This is a genomic window from Methanoregula sp., assembly GCA_041645435.1.
Classification (GTDB): Archaea; Halobacteriota; Methanomicrobia; order Methanomicrobiales; family Methanospirillaceae; genus Methanoregula.
Genome location: JBAZQB010000001.1, coordinates 349,651 through 372,298, shown reverse-complemented (window position 1 = coordinate 372,298; position 22,648 = coordinate 349,651). Strand labels below are relative to the sequence as shown.

General features: G+C 48.1%; 16 protein-coding genes. 7 read left to right on the top strand and 9 right to left on the bottom strand.

The window, feature by feature from the left end; all coding sequences use genetic code 11:
- Positions 1 to 196 precede the first annotated feature (196 nt).
- Positions 197 to 1,123 (top strand): EamA family transporter, encoded by a 927-nt coding sequence (locus tag WC593_01745; protein MFA4823861.1) that lies wholly within the window; start codon positions 197 to 199, stop codon positions 1,121 to 1,123.
- 121 nt (positions 1,124 to 1,244) lie between these two features.
- Here WC593_01745 and WC593_01740 read toward each other — a convergent pair whose 3' ends face one another.
- The 8 genes from WC593_01740 to WC593_01705 all read right to left on the bottom strand — a co-directional run bounded on the left by WC593_01740 (position 1,245) and on the right by WC593_01705 (position 13,420).
- A complete protein-coding gene (locus tag WC593_01740) occupies positions 1,245 to 2,906 on the bottom strand; it encodes a PAS domain-containing protein (protein MFA4823860.1) in 1,662 nt (553 codons plus the stop codon).
- Positions 2,907 to 3,072: 166 nt separating this feature from the next.
- Positions 3,073 to 4,731, bottom strand: coding sequence for an adenine deaminase (gene ade / locus WC593_01735; protein ID MFA4823859.1), 1,659 nt, complete (start codon positions 4,729 to 4,731; stop codon positions 3,073 to 3,075).
- 311 nt (positions 4,732 to 5,042) lie between these two features.
- On the bottom strand, positions 5,043 to 5,498 hold the full coding sequence (locus tag WC593_01730) for a chemotaxis protein CheW (GenBank protein ID MFA4823858.1): 456 nt from the start codon (positions 5,496 to 5,498) through the stop codon (positions 5,043 to 5,045).
- A gap of 141 nt (positions 5,499 to 5,639) precedes the next feature.
- Positions 5,640 to 7,316: a methyl-accepting chemotaxis protein gene (locus WC593_01725; GenBank protein MFA4823857.1), complete on the bottom strand. Its 1,677-nt coding sequence runs from the start codon at positions 7,314 to 7,316 to the stop codon at positions 5,640 to 5,642.
- Between the two features lie 138 nt (positions 7,317 to 7,454).
- Positions 7,455 to 8,021 (bottom strand): chemotaxis protein CheW, encoded by a 567-nt coding sequence (locus WC593_01720; protein MFA4823856.1) that lies wholly within the window; start codon positions 8,019 to 8,021, stop codon positions 7,455 to 7,457.
- A 12-nt stretch (positions 8,022 to 8,033) separates the two neighbouring features.
- Positions 8,034 to 10,616, bottom strand: coding sequence for a Cache 3/Cache 2 fusion domain-containing protein (locus WC593_01715; protein MFA4823855.1), 2,583 nt, complete (start codon positions 10,614 to 10,616; stop codon positions 8,034 to 8,036).
- Positions 10,617 to 10,724: 108 nt separating this feature from the next.
- Positions 10,725 to 11,294: a chemotaxis protein CheW gene (locus WC593_01710; GenBank protein MFA4823854.1), complete on the bottom strand. Its 570-nt coding sequence runs from the start codon at positions 11,292 to 11,294 to the stop codon at positions 10,725 to 10,727.
- A gap of 17 nt (positions 11,295 to 11,311) precedes the next feature.
- On the bottom strand, positions 11,312 to 13,420 hold the full coding sequence (locus WC593_01705; GenBank protein ID MFA4823853.1) for a methyl-accepting chemotaxis protein: 2,109 nt from the start codon (positions 13,418 to 13,420) through the stop codon (positions 11,312 to 11,314).
- Between the two features lie 301 nt (positions 13,421 to 13,721).
- On the opposite strand from WC593_01705, the gene WC593_01700 reads away from it, so the two are divergent.
- The 3 genes from WC593_01700 (at position 13,722) to WC593_01690 (ending at position 16,792) form a co-directional block, all read left to right on the top strand.
- A complete protein-coding gene (locus WC593_01700) occupies positions 13,722 to 15,377 on the top strand; it encodes a PAS domain S-box protein (GenBank protein ID MFA4823852.1) in 1,656 nt (551 codons plus the stop codon).
- Positions 15,378 to 15,469: 92 nt separating this feature from the next.
- Positions 15,470 to 15,940, top strand: coding sequence for a chemotaxis protein CheW (locus tag WC593_01695; GenBank protein ID MFA4823851.1), 471 nt, complete (start codon positions 15,470 to 15,472; stop codon positions 15,938 to 15,940).
- A gap of 21 nt (positions 15,941 to 15,961) precedes the next feature.
- Positions 15,962 to 16,792: a protein-glutamate O-methyltransferase CheR gene (locus tag WC593_01690; protein ID MFA4823850.1), complete on the top strand. Its 831-nt coding sequence runs from the start codon at positions 15,962 to 15,964 to the stop codon at positions 16,790 to 16,792.
- Here the strand turns inward: WC593_01690 and WC593_01685 are convergent.
- On the bottom strand, positions 16,789 to 17,049 hold the full coding sequence (locus WC593_01685; protein MFA4823849.1) for a hypothetical protein: 261 nt from the start codon (positions 17,047 to 17,049) through the stop codon (positions 16,789 to 16,791). The genes WC593_01690 and WC593_01685 overlap by 4 nt on opposite strands.
- 164 nt (positions 17,050 to 17,213) lie before the next feature.
- Here WC593_01685 and WC593_01680 point away from each other — a divergent pair, with 164 nt between their 5' ends.
- The 3 genes from WC593_01680 (at position 17,214) to ppdK (ending at position 22,240) form a co-directional block, all read left to right on the top strand.
- Complete coding sequence (locus tag WC593_01680) at positions 17,214 to 17,861, top strand: hypothetical protein (GenBank protein MFA4823848.1); 648 nt, start codon at positions 17,214 to 17,216, stop codon at positions 17,859 to 17,861.
- A 462-nt stretch (positions 17,862 to 18,323) separates the two neighbouring features.
- Positions 18,324 to 19,277, top strand: a complete 954-nt coding sequence (locus WC593_01675) for an aldolase (protein MFA4823847.1) — start codon at positions 18,324 to 18,326, stop codon at positions 19,275 to 19,277.
- 188 nt (positions 19,278 to 19,465) lie between these two features.
- Entirely contained in the window at positions 19,466 to 22,240 is a 2,775-nt protein-coding gene (gene ppdK, locus WC593_01670; GenBank protein MFA4823846.1) for a pyruvate, phosphate dikinase, read from the top strand.
- Positions 22,241 to 22,648: the final 408 nt, after the last annotated feature.

The following is a 22,648-nucleotide window of genomic DNA, read 5'->3' as shown; positions in this document are numbered from 1 at the left end:
TTTGCATTCCTTTTGTCAAATCCTATTGTTCAGGCAAGGACTGATGTTCCCATACCGTAAAAACGATATTACTATCGATTTAACAAAGGCAAACCGGCAGCGATTCTATGACCGGACCTGAAACAACAAAGAGATATTTCCTGATACAAAGCCCGATATGCGATAACAACCTCACAATACCTTGGACTCTGAATACATGCTCTGGATTTTCTTAGCGCTCCTTGGCGCCCTGGCCAATGCCGCTTATTTCATTATTGTCAAGAAGTATATCACCGCACTGGATCCAAAGCTCCTGACAGGAATAGGGTTCACTCTTGGGGGAGGCCTGCTCTTTCTGGTGTCGGCCTACCGGGGATTTCCCCCTCTCGGCCCGGACTTTTTTTCAGCAGTGGGAGTTACCTTAATCCTGAACATCATCGGGCTTAACCTGATTTTTAAAGCCCTGTCTTCATCCGACCTCTCGCTCTCAGTCCCGATGCTGTCGTTCACGCCAGCCATCCTTATTGGTACTTCTTATATCCTGCTCCATGAAGTGCCATCATTGTTCGGTTTTTTGGGTATCTGCATCATCGTATGCGGTTCATATGTGCTGAACATTTCAGAAGAACATGAACATTTCCTGGACCCGGTCCGGGCGATGATCCGGAACCGGGGCAGCTGGTACATGCTCATTGTAGCATTCCTGTTTGCCATCTCGATCAATTTTGACAAGATCGCACTGCTCAATTCCGACCCGTTCTTTGGGATGGCACTCACGGTTTTTTTAATCGGGATTGCTTTCCTTGCTGAGTCTGGATATTCCCATTACTCCGGCAGGAACAAATCTCTGAATCAGGTTATGAATAACCCGGTCCATGTTGCACCTGCTGTCACGTCATTACACCTGAGGCAGTTTACAGGACTGTGCCTTCTCATTGGCCTTTTCGTTGCTGTTGAGGCTGCGTCCATAAATATGGCCTATACTCTCCAGATCGTTCCCTATGTTATTGCAATAAAGCGGATGAGTATCATCTTCATGGTCCTTTACGGAACCCTCGTATTCTCCGAAGAGGATATCCTCAAACGCATTCTGGGGGCTGCACTCATGGTTGCGGGTGCAATTATTATCCTCTTGTTTGCGTGATACTTTCCGGGCATCTAAAAGGGTATCGTTTAAACAAGAAAACGACGGTGAAAAAAAATACCGTCAGCAACCAGCATTAAAAAACCCGGATAAAAGGAATCTTATCCGGGTACAACTCCAGTTACCGGGACTTGTACATAATCGCATCGGTAATATCTTCAAGAGTTTCCAGCACGCCGAGAACCTCTCCTTTTGCATCACGGATAATGGCTGCAGTGAAATACAACCAGGTTCCTTCACGCCCCATCTTCGGGAAGAAATCTGTAGCTTCATACGCGCCCCTGACCAGCCGGGACTTGTTGAATTTTCCTGCATACCACTTAGGAATATCATCGATCATTCCGTCGATCAGCAGATCGGCAAGGCATGGTCTCTGCGTTTCATAAAACGCCCTCCAGTGCTGATTTGTACCAATGACTTCTTCGGCTTTTATCCCACTGTGTTCTTCAAGCGCCCGGTTCCAGAAGATAATTTTGTGGTTCTGGTCCAGCATGAACTGCGGGATAGGGGATCCCTGAATGACTTCATTGATCAGTATTTCCCGTTCACGGGTCTCAGTTTCAATCCGCTCGCGGATGTCCCGGATGACCGCAATCGCGTTCAGGATCCCATGGATAGTTACTGTCGAAAGGGAGATCTCTGCCTGGATAATTTCCCCGGTAATTTTCTGGAACTGTAACTCGCGGGGCTTATGTGCAAATGGGCCAGTAGCGGTTTCGAAAAATAATTTCAGGTCTGATTTATCGTCATTACGGTATTTTTCCGGAGAGAACAAGGAGAAAAAATTCTGCCTGAACACGGATCCTGAACATGCCCCGAATAATAGCTCTGCAGCAGGATTCCAGTACGTGATGACACCGTTACGGTCAAGAAGTGCAATAGCATCATTTGCAGAAGATGTGATCCCGCGGAACATCTCTTCGTGCTCTTTCAACTCTTTTTTTGCCAGCAGTTTCTCGGTAATATCATTTCCCACAATAATGTAGCCCAGGGGTTTGTTATCATCCCCGGTAAGTTCCCGCGTATTCCACGAGATATACCGTGTCAGTCCCCGTTTTGTGAGAATGTGGGTCTCGATGTTTTCCAGATACTTGTTATTACGGATAATATCCCTGATCATTTTTGTTACTTCACGCCGATACGCAGGATCGGGATACAGCCATTTCCATACGTCAGAATGGCCGATGACTTCCTCTTTTGCATAGCCGGTAATTGCTTCTGCCGCTTTGTTCCAGATAATCACATTGTTATTGGCATCAAGAAACGTCATCCAGAGTTTTGCGTTGATAATGATGCTTTTCTGGAACTCTGCATATCTCCTTAAATCGCTCTTTACCTTAGCGATCTCGGTGATGTCAGTTCCCAGAACAATGAACCCGATACTTTTCTTATCTTCTCCAACAAGTTCGCGGGTGTTCCAGGAAATTTTTTTCATCTCCTGGTTTTTGGTGACAATTGTGGTCTCAAAATTTTCAAGGGATTTTTTAGTCTGGATATTTTCTATAATTTTTTGTGTGACCTTCCTGCGATAAGAAGCATCGGGATAGATCCATCGCCAGATGGTATTGTGGCCAAGCACTTCATCAGCCGAATACCCGGTGATCTCCTGCGCAGCACGGTTCCATATCACCACATTTCTGTTGGTATCCAGAAACGTCATCCAGAGTTTTGCGTTGATGATGATACTCTCCAGAAACTGGCTCAGGGCGTGAGAGTCCAGGGTAGATGCCCATTCCTGCTGAATACCATTCATGTTTTTTTCCGGTTCCGGTTGTTTTTCCATTAAAACCCCTCGAAAGAAGTGATCTCTTTGCCTGAAAAACACAGATTTTCCGGCAGGTTACTTTTTTTTAGTATATTGACAATTGTCTGTATTCACTTTTTTCTGGTAATCAATCTTTGGTTGCCGTGCAGATAAAAAAAGGAAAGAATGTTTCTGGTTTGATTATTTAAAAAAACAGTGGCACATCCCTGAATTCCATCACATCAAATACACCACGGTCAGTGATCCGCAAAGAAGGGATTACCGTTAACGAAAGGAACGAGAGGTACATGAAGGGATCATCAATCCCCCCCATCTTCCGGGTGACAGAATGGAGTTCTTCCAACCGGGACGCAACTTCGTCATATGGCAGGGTCGACATCAGCCCGCCACAGTCAAGCGGGAGAGCGGCCTCCTGTTCTTCAGATAGTGCAGCCATGCCGCCTTTCATCCGTATCACCGCGTCAATTGCCCGCAGGATCTCCTGGTCACTGGTACCGACAGCGATCAGGTTATGCGCATCATGGGCCACACTGGATGCGATTGCCCCGGTCCTGAACTTAAAACCCTGAACAAGGCCCACCCCACAAGCGCCGGTGCCGTACCTGTTGCAAACCACAACTTTCAGGATGTCATCACAGGATTGAAGAGGTCCATTGATGGGAATATTAAGAGCATCCGTCACGATCTGGTGCGGCACAATCCCGATAACCCGTGCAGTACCTTTACAGGGAATCTGGATTGAGTCCATAGAGGGGACCGTGCACCGGAAAGGGGCTTTTTGGTTTTGTCGTTCATCTGGTATGCGGTCCACAAGCTCATTTCCGGCAACAAATACCTGGTGAATGATAAAAGTGAGCGGGTTATCAATAATACAGAAGTCTGCACGGCGTCCGGGAGCAAGTGCCCCGCGATCAGTAAGCCCGAACCGTTCAGCAGCAGAAAGTGTGGCCATACGGATAGCCAGTTCCGGGAGCACTCCGCATGCAATGGCCTTCCGTATGCAGCGATCGATATGCCCGTCTGTCATCAGCAGGTCAACGTGGCAGTCGTCAGTCGCAAAACAACAGCGGGAAACCGTAATGGGTGAGATCAGGGGCGCAAGTTCGCTGATATTTCGTTCTGTCGAACCTTCCCGGATATACAGGTACATGCCTTTTTTTAATTTTTCTTCAGCTTCGGTCCGGGTGGTGCATTCGTGATCGCTCTGGAGTCCAGCCAGGATATAGGCATTCAGATCCATTCCTGAAAGCAGGGGAGCGTGTCCGTCACGAATGGAGAAGAGCTCCAGTTTCTTTCCGATAGCGGGATCTGCACCAAGCACCCCGGGAAAGTTCATCATCTCTCCAAGGCCTAAGACCCCCTCACGGCCTTTGAACCGGGCAAGATCCGGGGTATCAAGAATTGCCCCCCCGACATCCACCGGTGTTGCCGGGACACATGATGGCAGCATATACCGGATATCAACGGGTAGTCCTGCCCGCTGGGACAACATCCAGTCAATACCGGCAACCCCGGCTACATTGGCGATCTCATGGGGATCTGCAATCACGGTTGCCGTCCCGTGCTGTGCTACCAGCCGTGCGTACTCGCCGGGGGTGAGCAGCGAGCTTTCGATATGGACATGGGCATCGATCAGTCCGGGAACGATGTACATGCCCGTGAGATCATACTCTTTTTTCCCGGAATAATCACCGATACCAAGGATTATTCCATCTTTTACAGCAAGGGTTCCTTCATCCCATGCACAGGTAAAAGGGTTGAAAATTTTCGCGTTTGTGAACACGGCATCCGCCGGCGCTTTGCCCCGGGCTGCATTGAGATTGGCCAAAGAAAAATCTGTCATATAATTTACACCATGATATCCGGGATTGCTACAATTTTTTTAGTCATGTTTCTGGATACGATGACATCCACTGATTGTATCGGGCATGAGGCAGAATACAAGGAGATGGGATCTGTTCAGCCCGGTCATGATCCAATGGTAAAACTGCTAGCTTAAAAACGATATGGTTATCCGAATGATATGCCCCTGCGGGAAAAAAGTATTCCGGAATTTTTTCTCCGTCATAAAAAAAGGTTTTTATACTGATACCATGAGGCTCGAATTTATTTGACGAGCCTATACTTACACCACATTCAGGCAACCGCTGATACTCAGCTGATATCTTTGAGCAGGTACTTGATATCAACCCAGATGATGAGTTCATTCTTCTCGTGGTCTTTATCCTTGACCTTCTTTTTGATAATCCCGAGAATTCCCGCATCTTTATTATTATCTGCTGCCGAGGTCTTGTCGATATCACTCATATAAAACGTGGAAACCGATAGTACGTCGTCAACCATGATCCCTGTCTTGGCTTTGGTGATCTTCTCATCGAGCACAATGATTCTGCTATTCTCTACAAGGGTCTCTGCGCGTGCCGCGATATGCAGGCGGTCTTTTAAGTCCACTATAGTAGTGATCTCGCCACGGAGATCGATGATGCCTTTCATGTAGGAGGCAGTGTTCGGGAGCTTGGTAACGGTCGTGTACTCCACTACTTCCTTGACGTCAAAGAGATCAATGGCGAATCGCTCGTTTCCGAGCAGGAACTCTACGATCTGCAGCATCCCACTATCAGGCTTCCCCTTCTTTGTCTCCTTAATGGACGGGTTTTTATCCAAAGAATCTGTGCCCGGGGCAGCGGGAATAGAAGAGATTTTCTCTCCTTCCGCAGGCTTTGTAGATTTTGCCATACCAGTACCCCCGAATCAGCACTTGAACCGGGATATTTCTTTTGACAGGTTGTCAACAACGGAATTGACATTGGCGACAACGCGTGTAATCTGGTCAATTGCTGCACTGGATTCCTCGGATGCAGCGGCAGAGTCCATGGCCTCTTTGGAACTGCTGTTGATCAATGTCATGACCTCGCTGACACTTGCAGCCACTTCTTCAATGGATGCTGCCTGCTCTTCTGCAGCAGCAGCTACCTCGCTCACATGCTGGCTGATCTTATCGATAGATCCAGCGATCTTGCTGAAACTTGCGATGGTTTCATGAAGGGCACGGCTTCCCTGGCTGACTCCCGAGTTTGCTGATGCTACCGCTTCAACGGCATGATTTGTCTGGGTCTGAAGTTTCTCAATCATCCCGGCAATACGTTCAGCGGATGAACGCGATTCAACGGCAAGCGATTTGACCTCAGTTGCAACGACAGCAAATCCGCGTCCTGCATCCCCGGCCCGGGCTGCCTCAATAGCTGCATTGAGAGCTAACAGGTTGGTCTGGTTGGCAAGATCAGTTATCAGGTCGACGATCTCACTGATCTGATCCATCTGCCCTTTAATCTCCGTTATGATCTGGTTCACATCATTTGAGGATTTAGTGATACCCTGCATCCCCCCCTCAGTTTTCTGTGCAAGATCCATTCCCTCACGGCTGTAGTTGGTTGATTCTGAGGCAAGTTGTGCAACGGACTCAGATTTTGTAGCAACTTCCTGAATCGCACGGGAGAGATCATCCATTGCCTGCTGCACCTGCCCAATACCCTGTGAGGATTTTTCCAGGTTTACACTGACTGCCGATGCATTCTGCGCAATCTGGTTTGCCCCGGCTGAGACTTCCTCGATACTGGCATTTGCTTCCTGGGTATTTGCGGCGAGATTTGTTACCTGATGGGTTACTCCCAGCATTGCTTTCGAAACATCGGTACCGATGCTGTTTAAGGATATTTTGAAATTCTTAAAATCCCCTCTCACCTTGATTGAATCCTCAAACCGGGCAGTGAAGTTACCGGCAGCGTACTCTTCCGAAACCCGCATCCCTTCCGTAAGGGGAATTGCGACGTTTTCAAACGTCTTGTTGATGCCGGCAATAATTTCCCAGTACCCACCTTTGAATTTGTCTGCATCCCCGCGGACGGAGAGTTTTCCTTCAACGGCTGCAATTGACAGTTTGTTCGATTCGGCAATGAGCCCTTTCAATGTGTCGATGGTCTTTTTAAGGGCGGGAACAATCTCATCCTTGTCATCCCGGACTTTGAGATCCCGGGAAAGATCACCATCAGCGATCATTTTCATGGTGCCGACAACATATTTCTGGAGATCATCAGAGAATTTGTCCATCTCCTGAGACATTACGCCAATCTCATCCTTGCGGTTGAGACGGATCCGCTCTCCCAGGTGACCTTTGTGGATCTCGCTGATGTTTTTTGTCACCAGGTGTAACGGACCGGCAATGCTCTGGGAAAGTGCGATTCCCATTCCAATAGAGCTGATGACACCGATTATGCATAACAGCACAATTACCGCGGCATTTGAACCGGCAGCACCTGCATTGTTCATGCTGCTGTATCCGATAAGCGCAACAATAGCAAAGATCACAGCGGTAATGAGGAAGGATCCGGTGATCTTTTTTCCGAGAGGAAGGTTGTCAATAAATTCCATGGTATCTTGCCTGATAGGGTAAATTTTGAGTGATTCCTGAATTTTTGGACTTACTTTTGTGTTCGTAAGATGTGAAATGAACATTTTTTATCCGGGGGATCAGGGATGTGCTCCCATCACTTCCGCCGGTTTGATGACCTAGACCCTTTTATCAATATGGCGGAGTGTTTCCCGGATATCGATCCAGATGACCAGTTCATGCACAGTGTTTTCCTTGTCTTTTGCACGCTTTTTAATGATGCCGAGAATCGCGGCATCGTCACCTGCCCCGGCAGTGGATGCAGCGTCAACATCACCTTTTTCAAATGTCGAAACGGCCAGTACATCATCAACAAGGATGCCCGTCTTTGCACCGGTCAGTTTTTCATCGAGAACAATAATCCGGCCCGACTCATCGGATCTGTCATTTACACGGAGGATATGGAGTCGCTCCTTGAGATCGAGGATTGTGGTTATCTCGCCCCGCAGATCGATGATGCCTTTCATGTAGGGAAGCGTATTGGGAAGTTTGGTTATAGTGGTATACTCTACTACTTCCCGCACATCGAAGAGATCGATTGCAAAGTGTTCCTTTCCTAAAAGGAATTCCAGGACCTGGAACGAATCCTGCTGCCGGGCAGAACCAGTTCTCCCATTGGATAAAGGGGGTGTAACCGTCCCCGCATTTCCGTGAGTTTTTACCGTTCCCGAACTTTCAGCGGTCATTTTCCCTTCTCCTTACTTGAAACTGTTGATCTCTTTTTTGACATTCTCAACAACCATTGAAACATGGCCGATGACTTTACTGATCTGCTCGATTGAAGCCGATGATTCTTCACTTGCTGCTGCGGCATCAGTGGATTCCTTTGCCGTGTTCTGCATCAGGCTGTTGACTTCATTGACGCTGGCAGTGATCTCTTCAACCGAGGCTGCCTGCTCTTCGGTGGCGGATGCCACATCCCCCACATTGCGGGTGATCTGGCCAATGGAGTCTGCAATCTTTGAGAAACTTGCAACGGTGTTCTGCAGTGCGAGACTGCCTTCTTTAACCCCGGCATTGGCTGCGGAGACAGCGTCAACTGCATGCAGGGTCTGGTTCTGCAGGTTCTCGATCATTCCTGAGATGCGTTCAGCAGATGCACGGGATTCGACAGCAAGGGACTTGACTTCAGTTGCAACAACCGCAAACCCGCGTCCTGCATCCCCGGCCCGGGCAGCCTCAATTGCTGCATTCAGTGCAAGGAGATTTGTCTGGTTGGCAAGGTCCGTGATAAGGTTGACAATCTCGCTGATCTTGTCCATCTGGCCTTTGATCTCAAGGATGATGACATTCACATCGTTTGAGGATTTGGTAATGCCCTGCATACCCTGCTCGGTCTTTCGGGCGAGCGCCATTCCTTCCTTACTGTAATCATCGGTGTCATGGACAATCTTAGCGGTAGATTCAGCACGGGATGCAACATCCTGGATAGTACGCGACAGGTCTTCCATTGCTTTTTGCACCTGGATGATACCCTCCATGGATTTTTCAACATTCACGCTGACTGCAGTTGCATTCTTTGCTACCTGTCCCGCACCGGCAGATACTTCTTCAACATTAGCGTTTGCCTCTTCAGTACCCTGCGAGATCTTGGTCATTTCGTTGTTGATCATTGCAAGTGCATCATCGATCCTCTTCTGTGCCTGGCGTGCAGCATTACGGACATCGGTCAGGTCGGTGAAGAATTCCATCGAACCGATGACCGTTCCTTTCGAATCGGTGATGGGAACTCCGGAATACATAATGTCAAACTTGCGTCCTTTCGGGTTTGCCTGCGTTTCAGAGGTGACCATCTTTCCTGACTGCATACACTGTCCGGATGCACATTTCTGCGAACGGCAGTCTGGCGTCTTGAAGTGTTCATAGCATTTCTGTCCCAGCATGCTCTGTGGGGTTACGCCCGCCATACTGGCCGAAGCCTTGTTGGCGTAGAGAATGGAAAATTCCTTATTTACGATGAATGCCGGGACGGGAATTGCGTCAAGGTGACCAACTACGGAGTTTATCGTGTTGTTAAGCCCGTTGATCATGGTCGCGTATTCGCCTTTGAACCTGCTGCTGTCTCCTCTCGCAGTAAGTCGTCCTTCAACGGTAGCATTACTTATCGTGGTAATTTCATCGCTGAACTGCTGGATGTTATTGACCACCCCGCTGAAAGCTTCTGATACTTCGCCGATCTCATCGCCGCCACTGACCATCCGTGCGTTTGAGTCAATCTCCATTGCAGCACCCGAGAGATCCCCATTCATTACTTTCCTGCCAAGACCGACAAGGTCTCCCATTCTCCGGGCGATTGACCGGCCAAAACTCGTGGCAATTGCAGCTCCGGCACCAATACTGATGATAAGGATAATGATAATCGCATTTCTCAGGCCATCTACCGGGCCGCTGAAGTCTGACGGATCAACATGCGAGGCAATAATCCAGCCGGTTGGTGCATAATAGGTGTAATACGTCACTACATTTTTGCCATTGTCGTTATAGGCAAGGCGTTTATTGCTGCTGGTTACTGCATCCTTATTTGCAATCATTGTCTTTGCAAACTCTGCGTCGGCAACGCTGGAACCCTGTTCGGTCGGGTGGATGATCAGGGTGCCCTTGTTGTCCATAACATAGAGATAACCGGTCTTGCCGATTTTCGTTTCCAGGATCTGTTCTTTTAACGGGCCGTAAACGACATCTTCAGGTACTCCGACAAAAAGGATACCGATGATCTCCCCTTTTGCATTTTTAATCGGTTCGTACGCTGCAGCATACTTTTTCCCGACAACATCTGCAGTTCCGTAGAAGGTCTGTCCCTTGTTGATGACTGCATCGTAAACAGCATCAGAAATCGGCGTGCCTATGGCCCGTTTCCCGTCAGCACCGATGACATTTGTTGAGACACGGATCGCTTTGTCCCCGATCTTCTGGAAGACCGTGGCCTTGCTGCCCATATCCTTTTCAATGGAATCTACAATCTGGAAATTATCATTAACGATCTGGTCACCATAAGCAATCTTGCCGCCAACAATGGCAGGAGTTCCCGAAGCAGTGAACCGGCTTCTTAAAAGATTAAGATCCCCGTTCAGCTTGTTCTTTGAAAGATCATAGGAATTGGATGTCATTCCCCGAATATCGGTGATCTGCGTATTCAGGGTCATGTCGAGCTGGTCGTTGATCGCATTGCTTGCAGTTATATAGGCGACCGTCCCAAGCAGAAGGGTGGGGACAATAACGAGGACCAGGCAGATGATCAGGATTTTTGTGCCGATCTTCATGCGGTTGAATTTTTCAGTCATTTCTTGAATCATTGTGAACATCTCCTAAAGTGTGTCCAGGGAATTTTCCTTGCGGGTGAATGTGAACAATCCTCGTCAAATGATTGGACAGGTTTTTAAAAAAACACATTATTCTTCACCAATATCCCTGAGCAGATGCCGGATATCGATCCAGATAATCAGTTCGTGGCGTTCGTGCTCCTTTTCCCTGATCTTCTTTTTGATGATTCCAAGGATAGCGGCATCTTCGCGCCCACCGGAGGCTGAGGTAGAGTCAATATCGGTTCGTTCGAACGTGGACACAGCGAGGACATCGTCTACGAGGATACCGGTCTTGGCTTTGGTGATTTTCTCATCGAGAACAATGATCCTGCTGTTCTCAATGGGAAGATCTGACTTCTCAAGAATGTTGAGGCGTTCCTTGAGATCGATAATCGTGGTGATTTCACCACGGAGGTCAATGATCCCTTTCATGAAGGAAGGGGTATTGGGGAGCTTGGTGATGGAGGTGTACTCCACCACTTCCCGCACATCGAAGAGATCAACTGCATAGTGCTCTTTTCCAAGCAGGAACTCCACTACCTGGAGTTTACCCTTCCGGGGTCCATCGGTTTTTAGTTCCGCCGGTTCCCCTGCTGGTAATTCGGCTGATACGGGAGGCGAGTGTTTCTCCTCTTTTTCACCTGCGGTTTTTGCCATTAAGAAAACCCCCGTAATCAGACCCTGAACCGCGAGACTTCTTTTGTCACCTTGTCGACAATGGTGTTGACATTAGCCACCACTTTAGTGATCTGGTCAATAGCAGCGCTGGACTCTTCGCTTGCCGCAGCCGCGTCAGTTGCCTCTCTCGTAGTGTTCTGCATGAGCCCGCCCACTTCATTGACACTGGCCGTTACTTCCTCAACCGATGCCGCCTGCTCTTCAGCTGCCGCAGCCACGTCGCTGACATTCTGGCTGATCTTGTCGATCGACGAGACGATCTTACTGAAACTGGAAAGTGTTTCGTGCAGGGCTTCACTGCCTTCCCGGACCCCGTTATTTGCGGAGGTGACCGCATCGACTGCATTTAACGTCTGTTTCTGGAGATTATCGATCATCTCAGCGATGCGTTCTGCGGATGCCCGGGATTCAACGGCAAGGGATTTGACTTCCGTTGCCACTACGGCAAACCCCCGTCCTGCATCACCGGCACGGGCTGCTTCGATCGCGGCATTGAGGGCAAGCAGGTTCGTCTGGTTTGCAAGATCGGTGATGAGGTTGACGATCTCGCTGATCTTATCCATCTGGCCTTTGATCTCACCGATGATCTGGTTCACGTCATTGGACGATTTGGTAATGCCCTGCATACCCTGTTCGGTCTTCTGGGCCAGTTCCATGCCTTCCTTGCTAAAGTTTGTCGTGTCCTGCACGATCTTTGCTACTGCTTCAGATTTGGTTGCCACATCCTGGATAGTGCGGGAGAGATCTTCCATGGCCTTCTGCACCTGCTCGATTCCCTGCGTGGCCTTCTCAGCATTGACGCTGACCCCGCTTGCATTCTTTGCAACCTGTGCTGATCCGGCAGAGACTTCCTCGACACTGGCGTTGGCCTCTTCAGCGCTTGCAGCAAGGTCTCCAACCGAATGGTTGATGACCGAGAGTGATTTCGAGACCTCGATACCGATGTTATCGAGAGAGTTCTTGAATTTAATGAAATCCCCTTTTACCTTGATTTTCTCGTCAATCCGTGCGGTGAAGTTCCCTTTTGCATATTCATCAGAAACCCTCATTGCCTCATTCAGCGGGACAACTACCGAGTCAAGGGTCTTGTTGATACCGGCAATGATCTCCCAGTATCCTCCCTTGAATTTCGTGGCATCCCCACGGACGGAGAGTTTTCCCTCTACAGCAGCTATCGAGAGCTTGTTGGCTTCGGTCACCATATCGCGGATTGCATGGGTTGTGGTATTGAGTGCAGTAATCGTCTCATCACTAACATCTGCTGCTTTCAGGTCTGTTGACAGATCACCTTCGGCAATTTTCTTTAACGTGCCGATGATCCATTTCTGCATGCAGTCATCATAGGAGTTCAGGGTTCTTGCCATCTCCCCAATCTCATCCTTGCGCTCGATATGGAGTCTTGAATTGAGGTGTCCCTTCTTGAGTTCCTTGAGATTGTTTACTACCTCAACAAGGGGGACGGTAATACTCCTTGCAATGTACAGTGCAATACCCAGTCCGGCAATGACCGCAACAATAGTTGCAATGATCATCATCAGGGACGCTGATGCGGCGGCAGCGGCGGTGGCCTTGTTTAAGTTCTCGGCAGTCGTAAACGAGCTGGTAACCAGTGTCTTGACAGCCGCGAGACAGTCACTACGGGCGGTAACGGCCGGGCTCCCTGCAGCGAGACCCGCATCCACCGCTTTTGTGTCACCGGCATCGGTATCGGTCTCGAGTTTCTTGTAGGTTACCTGCATCCTGCCCCATGCCTCGTCAAACTTGTCCAGAGTGGCCTTGTCCTCAGCAGAGAGCGGTCGTGTGCGGAACTCCTTCATATTATCATTGATAATTCCAACCTGTGCGGCCAGTGAAGTACTTGTTGCCGGGCGATCAGCGGGAACCGCAATGTACCGGTAGATATCTCCCCGCATCTTTTCCAGTGCGGCATTGGTCAGTGCAAGGTTCTCTGCACCTTGCATTTTTTCATATAATGCATTCTGGCGGGCTGCTGAATCCTGCAGATTCACGTACCCGATGGCAGCAACCGCAACAAGAATGAGCAGGACAACACTGAATCCGCCCATCAGCTTCTTACTCATTGGAATATCATCGATGAAACTCATACTCACTCACCCATCTCTGATTTTTCATTTTAGGTTTGGTGCTCCTGCTTACCCCGGTTATCGGGGGTCACCATCACGTGCTCCCTGTGTCTGTGGAGAGCACCCCCATTAATCATCATCACTTGTGCTCATCATAGAGTCAAGGGTAACATAGACGTTCGTCACCGATTGTATATAAATGTTGGGCTTTTGCTCATCAAAAGCAATGTTTAATACTGTTGAGCAATAATGATGAATACTTACGGGTTGGCAGAACTGCTATGAATACACTAATTCAATTATTCAGGATGTAGATACTGTGGTGCGTGAGGAGGAAATTAACCGGATTACTCAATTGCTTGCGGAAAATCCAGCAGGACTGACTATTGAACAGGTATCCCGCCAGCTTTCCATAAACCGGACCACTGCAGCAAAGTACCTTAACTTTCTGATAGCTTCGGGGAAAATTGAGAAACGCAATCTCGGGCCTGCAAAAATCTTTACCTTGTCGCCCCGGATCCCGCTCTCCCATTTCCTGAATCTCTGGCAGGACGGCATCATTATTCTGGATAATAACCTCCTGATCCAGCAGGTCAACGATCCCGTATTGGCCCTGCTCTCCCTGAAACGTGATGATCTTGTTGGGATGCAGATCGATAAATCCCCGCTCGCAGTGATGCTTACCGAATCAGGAATGAATCACCTGCAGAAAGCGCGTGAAGGGCATGAACAGGTACATGTCGTTCAGTTCATGATACAGGACCAGGCACAACATTTCCGTATGAAAATGATTCCCCTTGTTTTGGACCACGGGGAACAGGGACTCGGTATCATATTCGAACAGATACCCCATGTGCCGGAATCATTCCAGGAATCCAGTCGTAAGGAAGATACCGTTACCGGCAAGATTCCAGAAAACGTAGAATTTGAACGCAGGATCTCCGAACACCGGAAGATCGAAAGAGCACTCATCGAATCAGAAGCAAAATACCGGGCACTTGTTGAGAATATCACTGAGGTCATATTCACGCTTAATGATCAGGATATAATCACTTACATCAGCCCGGCAATAAAGAACCTGTCTGGAAACGACCACTCCGCGTTTCTTGGGCATCCAATGCAGGAATTTGTTTATAATGATGATATTGTACCGTTCGAAAAAGGTCTTGAACGGAACCGCCATGGAATCTTTGAACCATTTGAATTCCGGTTCCGGACAAAAAACCTGTCAAACCGCTGGGTCCAGGTATCGGGAAAGACCCTGCCGGGAAAAGAGACGGGTACCGGATTCCACGGGGTCATTGCTGATATTCATGAACGCAAACGCATGGAAGATGCGCTTCGCCATGCAAACAAGCAGATCATCCTCCTTACCAGCATAACACGGCATGATATTCTCAATGGCATCACAAAGATGCGGTTATCTCTCGATCTGGCAAAAAATGAGACACGGGATGAAAAACTTCTCCACTTCTTTGAGCAGCAGGAAGTAATTATCGCCTCCATACAACACCAGATAAATTTTACCCGGGACTACCAGAATATTGGTATACGCCCGCCCCAGTGGAAGGATATCGCGGAACGGTTCCATGCTGCAGTAGCATCGGTCCCTCTCGGAAAAATTTCAGTTTCCGTAGATATTAAAAAAATTGAGATCTTTGCCGATAATTTAATTGAACGCGTATTTGCAAACCTGATTGAAAATACTCTTGAACATGGCGTCAAAACAACGATAATCAGGTTCTTTTCAAAACAACAGGGCAGGGATCTGATCCTGGTCTATGAAGACGACGGTATCGGCATACCCGCTGATGAAAAGGAGTTGGTCTTTGAGCATACCCGAAGGGGGCGCATCAGCTATGGATTGTTTTTCTCCCGGGAAGTGCTCGCGATAACCAATCTTACGATTAAAGAGACCGGGGAAGCCGGCAGGGGAGCACGGTTTGAAATCCTCGTGCCGGAAGGATTGTACCGATGATGGAAGGATGGTGAGCAGATGTGTAAAAGGAATGGAGTACTCATTAATTCAGGCAGACAGGAGAATACCACAGGTGTTCAGGAGAGCATATAATGGCAGATGCTGGAGAAATTTTGGAATTTACGTTGGGTAAAGAGCACTATGCGCTTGATATTACACCCGTCCGTGAGATTGTCGAGATGACACCAATCACCGTTATTCCCCGTGCACCCGAACACATTACCGGGGTTATCAACCTGCGCGGAGAGATCGTTAATATTCTGAATCTTAACTCATTCCTCAAGTTACCCAACCGGCCGATAACAAAATCACAGAAGATCATTGTATTCATGGCAGATGCAGCAAATGGCAACAATGTTGGTGTGATTGTCGATAATGTGAGCAGTGTAACCGAAATCTCTGAAGCCCAGGTTGATTGCATGACTGACGGAATCGCAGGCAATGAATCAAAATATATCAAGGGTATCATCACTACCGGCACAGAGAATGAAGAGAAAGAGGAGCGGGGATTAATAATCTGGCTTGACATACAGAAGATGTTTAAGGATATAGAAAATACGTAATAGCATCGGGGAAATACATTTATGGAAGAGTCTGCGACTGAATTCAACCTTTTAAAACGTCATGTCGAGCAGCTGTTAAAAATCCAGTGTTCAAATTACAAAGAGGATTATATCAAAAGACGTTTTTTGTCCCGTATGCGTTCAACGAATTCTACAACATATGCGGATTATCTCAGGTATCTCAAAGCACATCCTGCGGAAAACGAACCTTTACGAAATGCACTCACCATCAACGTGACCGAATTTTTCCGTGACAAGGAGGTTTTTGATGAGATTAAAAATACGGTTCTTCCGGCACTCTTCCAGCAGAGGAAACGTATTTCTATCTGGTGTGCCGGTAGTTCAACGGGGGAAGAACCGTATTCTCTGGCAATTATTCTTCATGACATACTTGCCAGTCATAAGGACTGGTCCGGTCATATTATTGCAACCGATATTGATGAAGTGGTGCTGGGAAAGGCAAAGGCAGGAATTTTTGAAGAAAAAGCTATCTCAAAACTGAGCACCGCACAGATCCAGCGCCATTTTACCAAAAGGCCGGATGGCACGTACGAAGCCAAACAGCACTTAAAAGACCTGATACGGTTCCGGCCACATGATCTCATGAGCGGAGTTCCCCCGGCACGATATGTTGATCTTATTACCTGCCGCAATGTCACGATCTACTTTACAGAAAAACAGAAAGATGATCTTGCGCGTACTTTCCATTCAGCGCTCATCGCCGATGGCTATTATGTCATGGGTAAAACTGAATATCTTGGGCGTCAGGTCGAGGATCTTTTTGCACCAAAGAACACAGCCCAGAAAATTTTTATTAAAAAGGAAAAACTTACAGTCCCAAAAACGGGTTAATGTTTTTGCCGATCATCAATTTCCAGTTCATCACCACGGGCAAAATCTTTTGTCAGATCGTGTTGCATCTGTTTTCGGGATGCGTGCAGCTTAATCTGGGTAAACACCACATAGAAATTGACTCCGATGATGAGAATGACGAGCATGAGGCTCACCCAGAGCATTATTCCCTGTGCAGACAGAAACGCAGCCCAGAGGAGAACGACAAACGAGATGAGATAGAAAACTACCCACGTCTGAAGTCCTGGAAGCTCCATATACATCACTTACTCACCGAAGGCATAAAAAATATCTGTGGATTTCCTGTTAGTGGACTCACAATTGCTCAAATTATCGCGTAAACCGTTCCGGGTATCCGGAACGGTGTTTTTTTCAGGCAAACATCGCCATAATTTTTATAGTGCATCACCCAGTACTTTGTGTGGAAAAAGGCGATATTCTTACTCTTGCCGGGGGCCTTCTCATCGTGCTGGTAATAGCGGTAGTCGCAAACCCCCAGTACCTGGCTTCCATCAAGAGTGCGGGTGACAAAACCACCCCTTCCCCCACTCTGATCCCGATTCCAACGGTCACCTACCAGACAACGGTATCCCCGACCCATCTCCAACTGACACCCACACCAATACCTGCTGATGCACCTCCGTATCAGATCTTCTATTCCGACAAACCCTTTCTCTATCCGGTTTTTAAACTTCCCGAAAACATGGAAACATTCGGGGGATCGGATATTATCTCGCGAAGCCAGGAGATGGTTCCATTTGCATTTGTGGACGAAAAACGGGGCGGCCTGACGCAGACATTCTCTGTTCCTTATCCCGTGTGGATACTCAATACCACCGTTATAGCAAATACAACTCCGCAGTATGGCAGGTTCCGTATGGCGCTTTGTTATGCTGCAAATGGTACTCTCATTGAAGGAGAGGAAATTCTAAACCGGGGTACTTCATACCGCTTAATCCAGACATCCAATACTGATCTTTACATGATAATCAGTACTGCGTATATTGACCGCTATTATATCAGTCTTGAAGCTCCCCGGAGATACTATGACATCTACCGGCCCCGATGATACCTCATGATATCAATTCCACAGAACAGGAAAAATTTTTCTTTTCCTAATAATAAAAAAAGGAGAAAAATTAAATCCGAATGAAATAAGGGGGATAATTTCCGATACGCTTAGTAATGAGTATGCCTTACCGGGTTGAAGGACCTCTGGTTTTCAGATTCATTTTTCACCATCAGATATAGGTCGCTGCCGGGATCCGATAATCATGCTCAAAAGAAAGAATAACCTGATTAATTACTGAATTATCAAATGCAATTTAGCCATACTTTTATTACCTAGCCATAACGATTGAGTTACATTCAGCATTTGCCATTTGAAAAAACCTTAGGCAAGGCATTGAAATTCTTCATGGACTCGCCCCTGAAGTATTGACACTCAGCCGACAGTTGATGAGATAGAAATCGTTGCTGTTTCCTTAACGGGAAATGGCTGGATAATCTTCATGTTCCCAAAGGATGCTCTATGACATATACTATTGCCCTGATATCAACGGATGAGAACGAGCGTTTGATGGAGCTCTATCTTCCCAAGGTTCTCTACGAGATCAAATCAGAAATATACGGATGCTGTATTAAACTGCTTTCTGATGATCATACCTTAAAAGAGACCTGGCAGGAGAATTTTTACCCCATGTCACAGAATGTCCGGTCACATGGCAGGCTTTTTGTATTCAAAGACTCCTCGTGTAAACCAAATACTGTTTTTTTCGATCCACATTCGAGGTCTGCGTACCTGTTCAATTTTAATTATTACGGCTGGATAAAATCAATTGCCCTCAGTCTTGCCGGTGATATCTTGGAAGACGAACATAATATTTATTCTGTGCATGGTGCATGCATGGACATTGATGGAAAAGGCCTCTGCCTTATCGGAAATTCCGGCGCGGGCAAAACAACCCAGACCTATGGACTATTAAAAGATCCGCATACCCGCATAGTATCGGATGACTGGTTCTTTTCAAGGGTATATGGGTCAGATATCCTTGCCTATGGATCGGAAAAAAATTTTTACATCCGAAAGGATCTCGCGACAGTCTGGAAGGAGTATGATGGACTTGTTCCTGAGGGTGATTTTGATGAAGAGGGCAGGGCTGTTGCAGATCTCCGGTGGGTAATTGGCAAGGGCAGAATTCTTCCTATGACCACGTTGAAGATGATGATACTTCTTAAACGGGATCCAACGGATAAAAACGAGGCACGGTCTCTGCTCCCGGAAGAAGCTCTCGCTCTCTTTGAGGAAAATAACTATTTCAACCCTCACCTTCTCGTCAATAACCCGTATAAAAAGCATATACGGCAACGATATATTACAAATCTCCTTGAAAGAACCACAGTTTATCTTGTTAATACTATCAATTCTGCCCCGGTAACACAAAGACTGATACGATCCCTGGCAAACGTTCCCCAGAGCCCCTGATTCGATAGTTCCCATCACCGGTTATCTCGTAAGTTGGCAGAATAACATGACAGGTTTGAACTGTACAGTGTTATGCAAAATACGGGCATTATTATTTAACCTTTCGTTTCATAATGGACCCATGCTGGTAGCTCAAGCGCGATCCTGAGTTGTGGTAGCGCTGACGCGGCCAAATGCAGGGGGAAATCATGAGCAAGAAATGGGTTTATGCCTTCAATGAAGGCGATGGAAAAAATAAAAAACTACTGGGTGGCAAGGGGGCCAACCTGTGTGAGATGACACAGATCGGGCTTAGGGTACCACCAGGCTTTGTCATCACAACAGAAGCCTGTCTCGCTGTTGTGAATGATCCGAAAAAAGAACTCCCGCAAGGGATGATGGACCAGGTGCATACCCATCTTGCGGAAGTAGAACGCAAAAGCAAACGTGTTTTTGGCGGACGTAATAATCCGCTCCTTATCTCAGTCCGTTCGGGTTCTGCCATGTCCATGCCTGGCATGATGGACACTATCCTTAACCTCGGCCTTAATGCAGAGACACTCCAGGGCCTTATCGCACAAACCGGAAATGAACGATTCTGTTATGATGCCTACCGCCGTTTTATCCAGCTCTTCGGTAAGGTTGCTCTCGGGGTTCCTGAAGCGGAATTCGATGCCGAGTTCGAGGCGATCAAACAGAAGGCAGGCGCAAAACATGATGTAGATCTTTCATCCCATGACCTCGCCGAAATTTCCGAACGTTTCCTCAAAGTAGTCCATCGCAAGACCGGCAAACCTTTCCCGGCTGATCCCCGCATACAACTGGAGATTGCAATCAGGGCGGTATTCGAATCGTGGAGTGGCAAACGGGCAGTGGATTACCGGCGGGAATTCAAGATCACTCCGGATATGGCCAATGGCACTGCAGTCAATGTCATGCAGATGGTATTTGGCAATATGGGGAATGATTCAGCTACCGGGGTTGGATTTACCCGCGATCCCGGTACCGGCGAAAATGTTATTTTCGGGGAATACCTGGTAAATGCCCAGGGTGAAGATGTGGTTGCCGGTATCCGTACTCCCAAGCCGGTATCCGCAATGGCTGATGAGATGCCGGGGTTGTACCAAGAACTTCTGGACCTGCGAAACAAGCTCGAGATTCATTACAAGGAAGTGCAGGATTTCGAATTTACCATTGAAAAAGGGACCCTCTACTGCCTGCAGACACGCAATGGCAAGATGAACGCTCATGCCCTTGTACGCACATCTGTCGAGATGGTAAAAGAAGGGCTTATCGATAAACACCAGGCGCTCCTGCGCATCCAGCCGGAGATGCTTGAGCAGATGCTTTTCCCCCGGTTGGACCCTAAGGTTACAAAAAAACCTATAGCAAAAGGCCTGCCTGCCTCCCCGGGTGTTGCGATTGGTATTGCCGTCTTTGACGCGGATCGTGCCGAAAAACTGGGCCGGACCGGTGAACGGGTGATCCTGGTGCGGGAAGAGACCAAACCCGAGGATATCCATGGATTCTTTGCCTCACAGGGAATCCTGACGAGTCGTGGGGGCAAGACCTCACACGCTGCCGTCGTCGCGCGGGGGATGGGAAAACCCTGTGTATCAGGTGCCGAGGGTATTCACGTGGATGTCCGCATGCGTCATGCAAGAGCGGGCGATCAGGAGTTTGGGGAGGGGGCATTGATCACCATTGATGGCACTACTGGTTCGGTTTACCTCGGGGAGGTTCCGATGATAGAAGCGGAGTTCTCCAAAGAACTTGCCGAACTCCTCTCAATAGCGGACGGTTTGGCAAAGCTCAAGGTTATGGCCAATGCCGATACGCCAGATGATGCAGATCGCGCGCTGAAATTCGGTGCAATGGGCATAGGCCTTTGCCGGACGGAGCGCATGTTCAACGGTACCGAGCGCCTTCCGATAATGGTGGAGATGATTGTAGCCGATACTGAAGAGGAACGCCGGATTGCACTTGACAAACTGCTACCGATCCAGCGCGAAGATTTCAAAGGTATATTCAAGGTTATGTCCCCCCTGCCGGTAACAATCCGCCTGCTCGATCCACCCATCCATGAATTCCTGCCAACCGAACATGTCGTAGTAGAAGACCTCGACCATCTCCGCCATCTCCGGGAAATTCTTCAAGGTATGCAGGTGCTTTCTGATGCCGTGACATTCATGAACCGTACAAGAGAGATACAGCCCCAGGTGCAGAAATTTACCGACCCGGTGCTGGTGGATGAAGCAATTTTGAAAAAGGAAGCGATTTTGAAAAAGGTTCGGGCATTGTATGAGGTTAACCCAATGCTAGGCCACCGTGGAGTCCGGCTGGGTCTTACCTTTCCGGAAATCTACAGGATGCAGATTCGGGCGATTCTCGAAGCCGCGGCTGATTGTCAGAAAGAGGGAATCGTAGTGCACCCGGAGATCATGATTCCCCAGGTCTGCACAGCCCAGGAACTTATCCGGGTGAAAGTGTGGGTGGATGAGATCCGAAAGAGTGTGGAATCGACCTATAAGGTAAAACTGGACTTCAAGTTCGGATCCATGCTCGAAGTGGTTCGCGCCTGTATGCGGGCGGACAATCTCGCGGAACAGGCAGAATTCTTCTCATTTGGGACAAACGACCTGACACAGGCAACATTTTCCTTCTCGCGCGAAGATGCAGAGAACAAGTTCCTTCCTATGTACAACCAGAAAGGAATCCTGCAGGACAACCCGTTCGAAGTGCTGGATATCAAGGGCGTTGGCCGACTCATGGAGTCTGCGGTCAAGTGGGGGCGTCACACACGGCCAGACATGAAAGTGGGTATCTGCGGTGAGCATGGTGGACATCCTGCATCCATCCGGTTCTGCCACAAGATTGGACTGACTTACGTCTCCTGCTCGGGCCCCCGTATCCCGATCGCCCGACTGGCAGCTGCCCAAGCCGCGATTCTCGAAGGCGAAAAAATGGCAGACAAGGCAGCATAAGAGAGGTTTGTTATTCTTCAGGTTAGTGTCAGGATATTCTCCCATGGAAGAGTCGAGAATTTCATTATCAATAAGGATTCTTCACTCTTCGCGCTATGTTTCTAAAAAAGATCCAAAAATCATGCAAAGGGATTAGAGAAATTTGTCTTTTTTTATGAATACCCGCATGGAAGGAACTCATTAAAATACAGAACCTTTTTTTGTCCCGGTGCCAATTTTTCATTGGATATTAACAAAGTACTGGATGCCTTTCGCGTTCGCCGGATCATTAAGGATGATGCTTACCGCGTTCACGAGCAGAAGAGATCAATGACAACGTCTTTGCTTTTTTCTCGTACCTTCGCATTCACGCAGCTCAACCCGGATAACCCTGACTAGCGATCCTGAAAGTCCGTTGGCCCAGTGCAG

What these genes read in the sequence shown, in the direction of transcription:
- WC593_01745 (MFA4823861.1), top strand. Translation starts at nt 197, where the DNA reads ATGCTCTGGATTTTCTTAGCGCTCCTTGGCGCCCTGGCCAATGCCGCT.
- WC593_01740 (MFA4823860.1), bottom strand. Translation starts at nt 2,906, where the DNA reads ATGGAAAAACAACCGGAACCGGAAAAAAACATGAATGGTATTCAGCAG.
- ade (MFA4823859.1), bottom strand. Translation starts at nt 4,731, where the DNA reads ATGACAGATTTTTCTTTGGCCAATCTCAATGCAGCCCGGGGCAAAGCG.
- WC593_01730 (MFA4823858.1), bottom strand. Translation starts at nt 5,498, where the DNA reads ATGCTGCAGATCGTAGAGTTCCTGCTCGGAAACGAGCGATTCGCCATT.
- WC593_01725 (MFA4823857.1), bottom strand. Translation starts at nt 7,316, where the DNA reads ATGGAATTTATTGACAACCTTCCTCTCGGAAAAAAGATCACCGGATCC.
- WC593_01720 (MFA4823856.1), bottom strand. Translation starts at nt 8,021, where the DNA reads ATGACCGCTGAAAGTTCGGGAACGGTAAAAACTCACGGAAATGCGGGG.
- WC593_01715 (MFA4823855.1), bottom strand. Translation starts at nt 10,616, where the DNA reads ATGACTGAAAAATTCAACCGCATGAAGATCGGCACAAAAATCCTGATC.
- WC593_01710 (MFA4823854.1), bottom strand. Translation starts at nt 11,294, where the DNA reads ATGGCAAAAACCGCAGGTGAAAAAGAGGAGAAACACTCGCCTCCCGTA.
- WC593_01705 (MFA4823853.1), bottom strand. Translation starts at nt 13,420, where the DNA reads ATGAGTTTCATCGATGATATTCCAATGAGTAAGAAGCTGATGGGCGGA.
- WC593_01695 (MFA4823851.1), top strand. Translation starts at nt 15,470, where the DNA reads ATGGCAGATGCTGGAGAAATTTTGGAATTTACGTTGGGTAAAGAGCAC.
- WC593_01690 (MFA4823850.1), top strand. Translation starts at nt 15,962, where the DNA reads ATGGAAGAGTCTGCGACTGAATTCAACCTTTTAAAACGTCATGTCGAG.
- WC593_01685 (MFA4823849.1), bottom strand. Translation starts at nt 17,049, where the DNA reads ATGGAGCTTCCAGGACTTCAGACGTGGGTAGTTTTCTATCTCATCTCG.
- WC593_01675 (MFA4823847.1), top strand. Translation starts at nt 18,324, where the DNA reads ATGACATATACTATTGCCCTGATATCAACGGATGAGAACGAGCGTTTG.
- ppdK (MFA4823846.1), top strand. Translation starts at nt 19,466, where the DNA reads ATGAGCAAGAAATGGGTTTATGCCTTCAATGAAGGCGATGGAAAAAAT.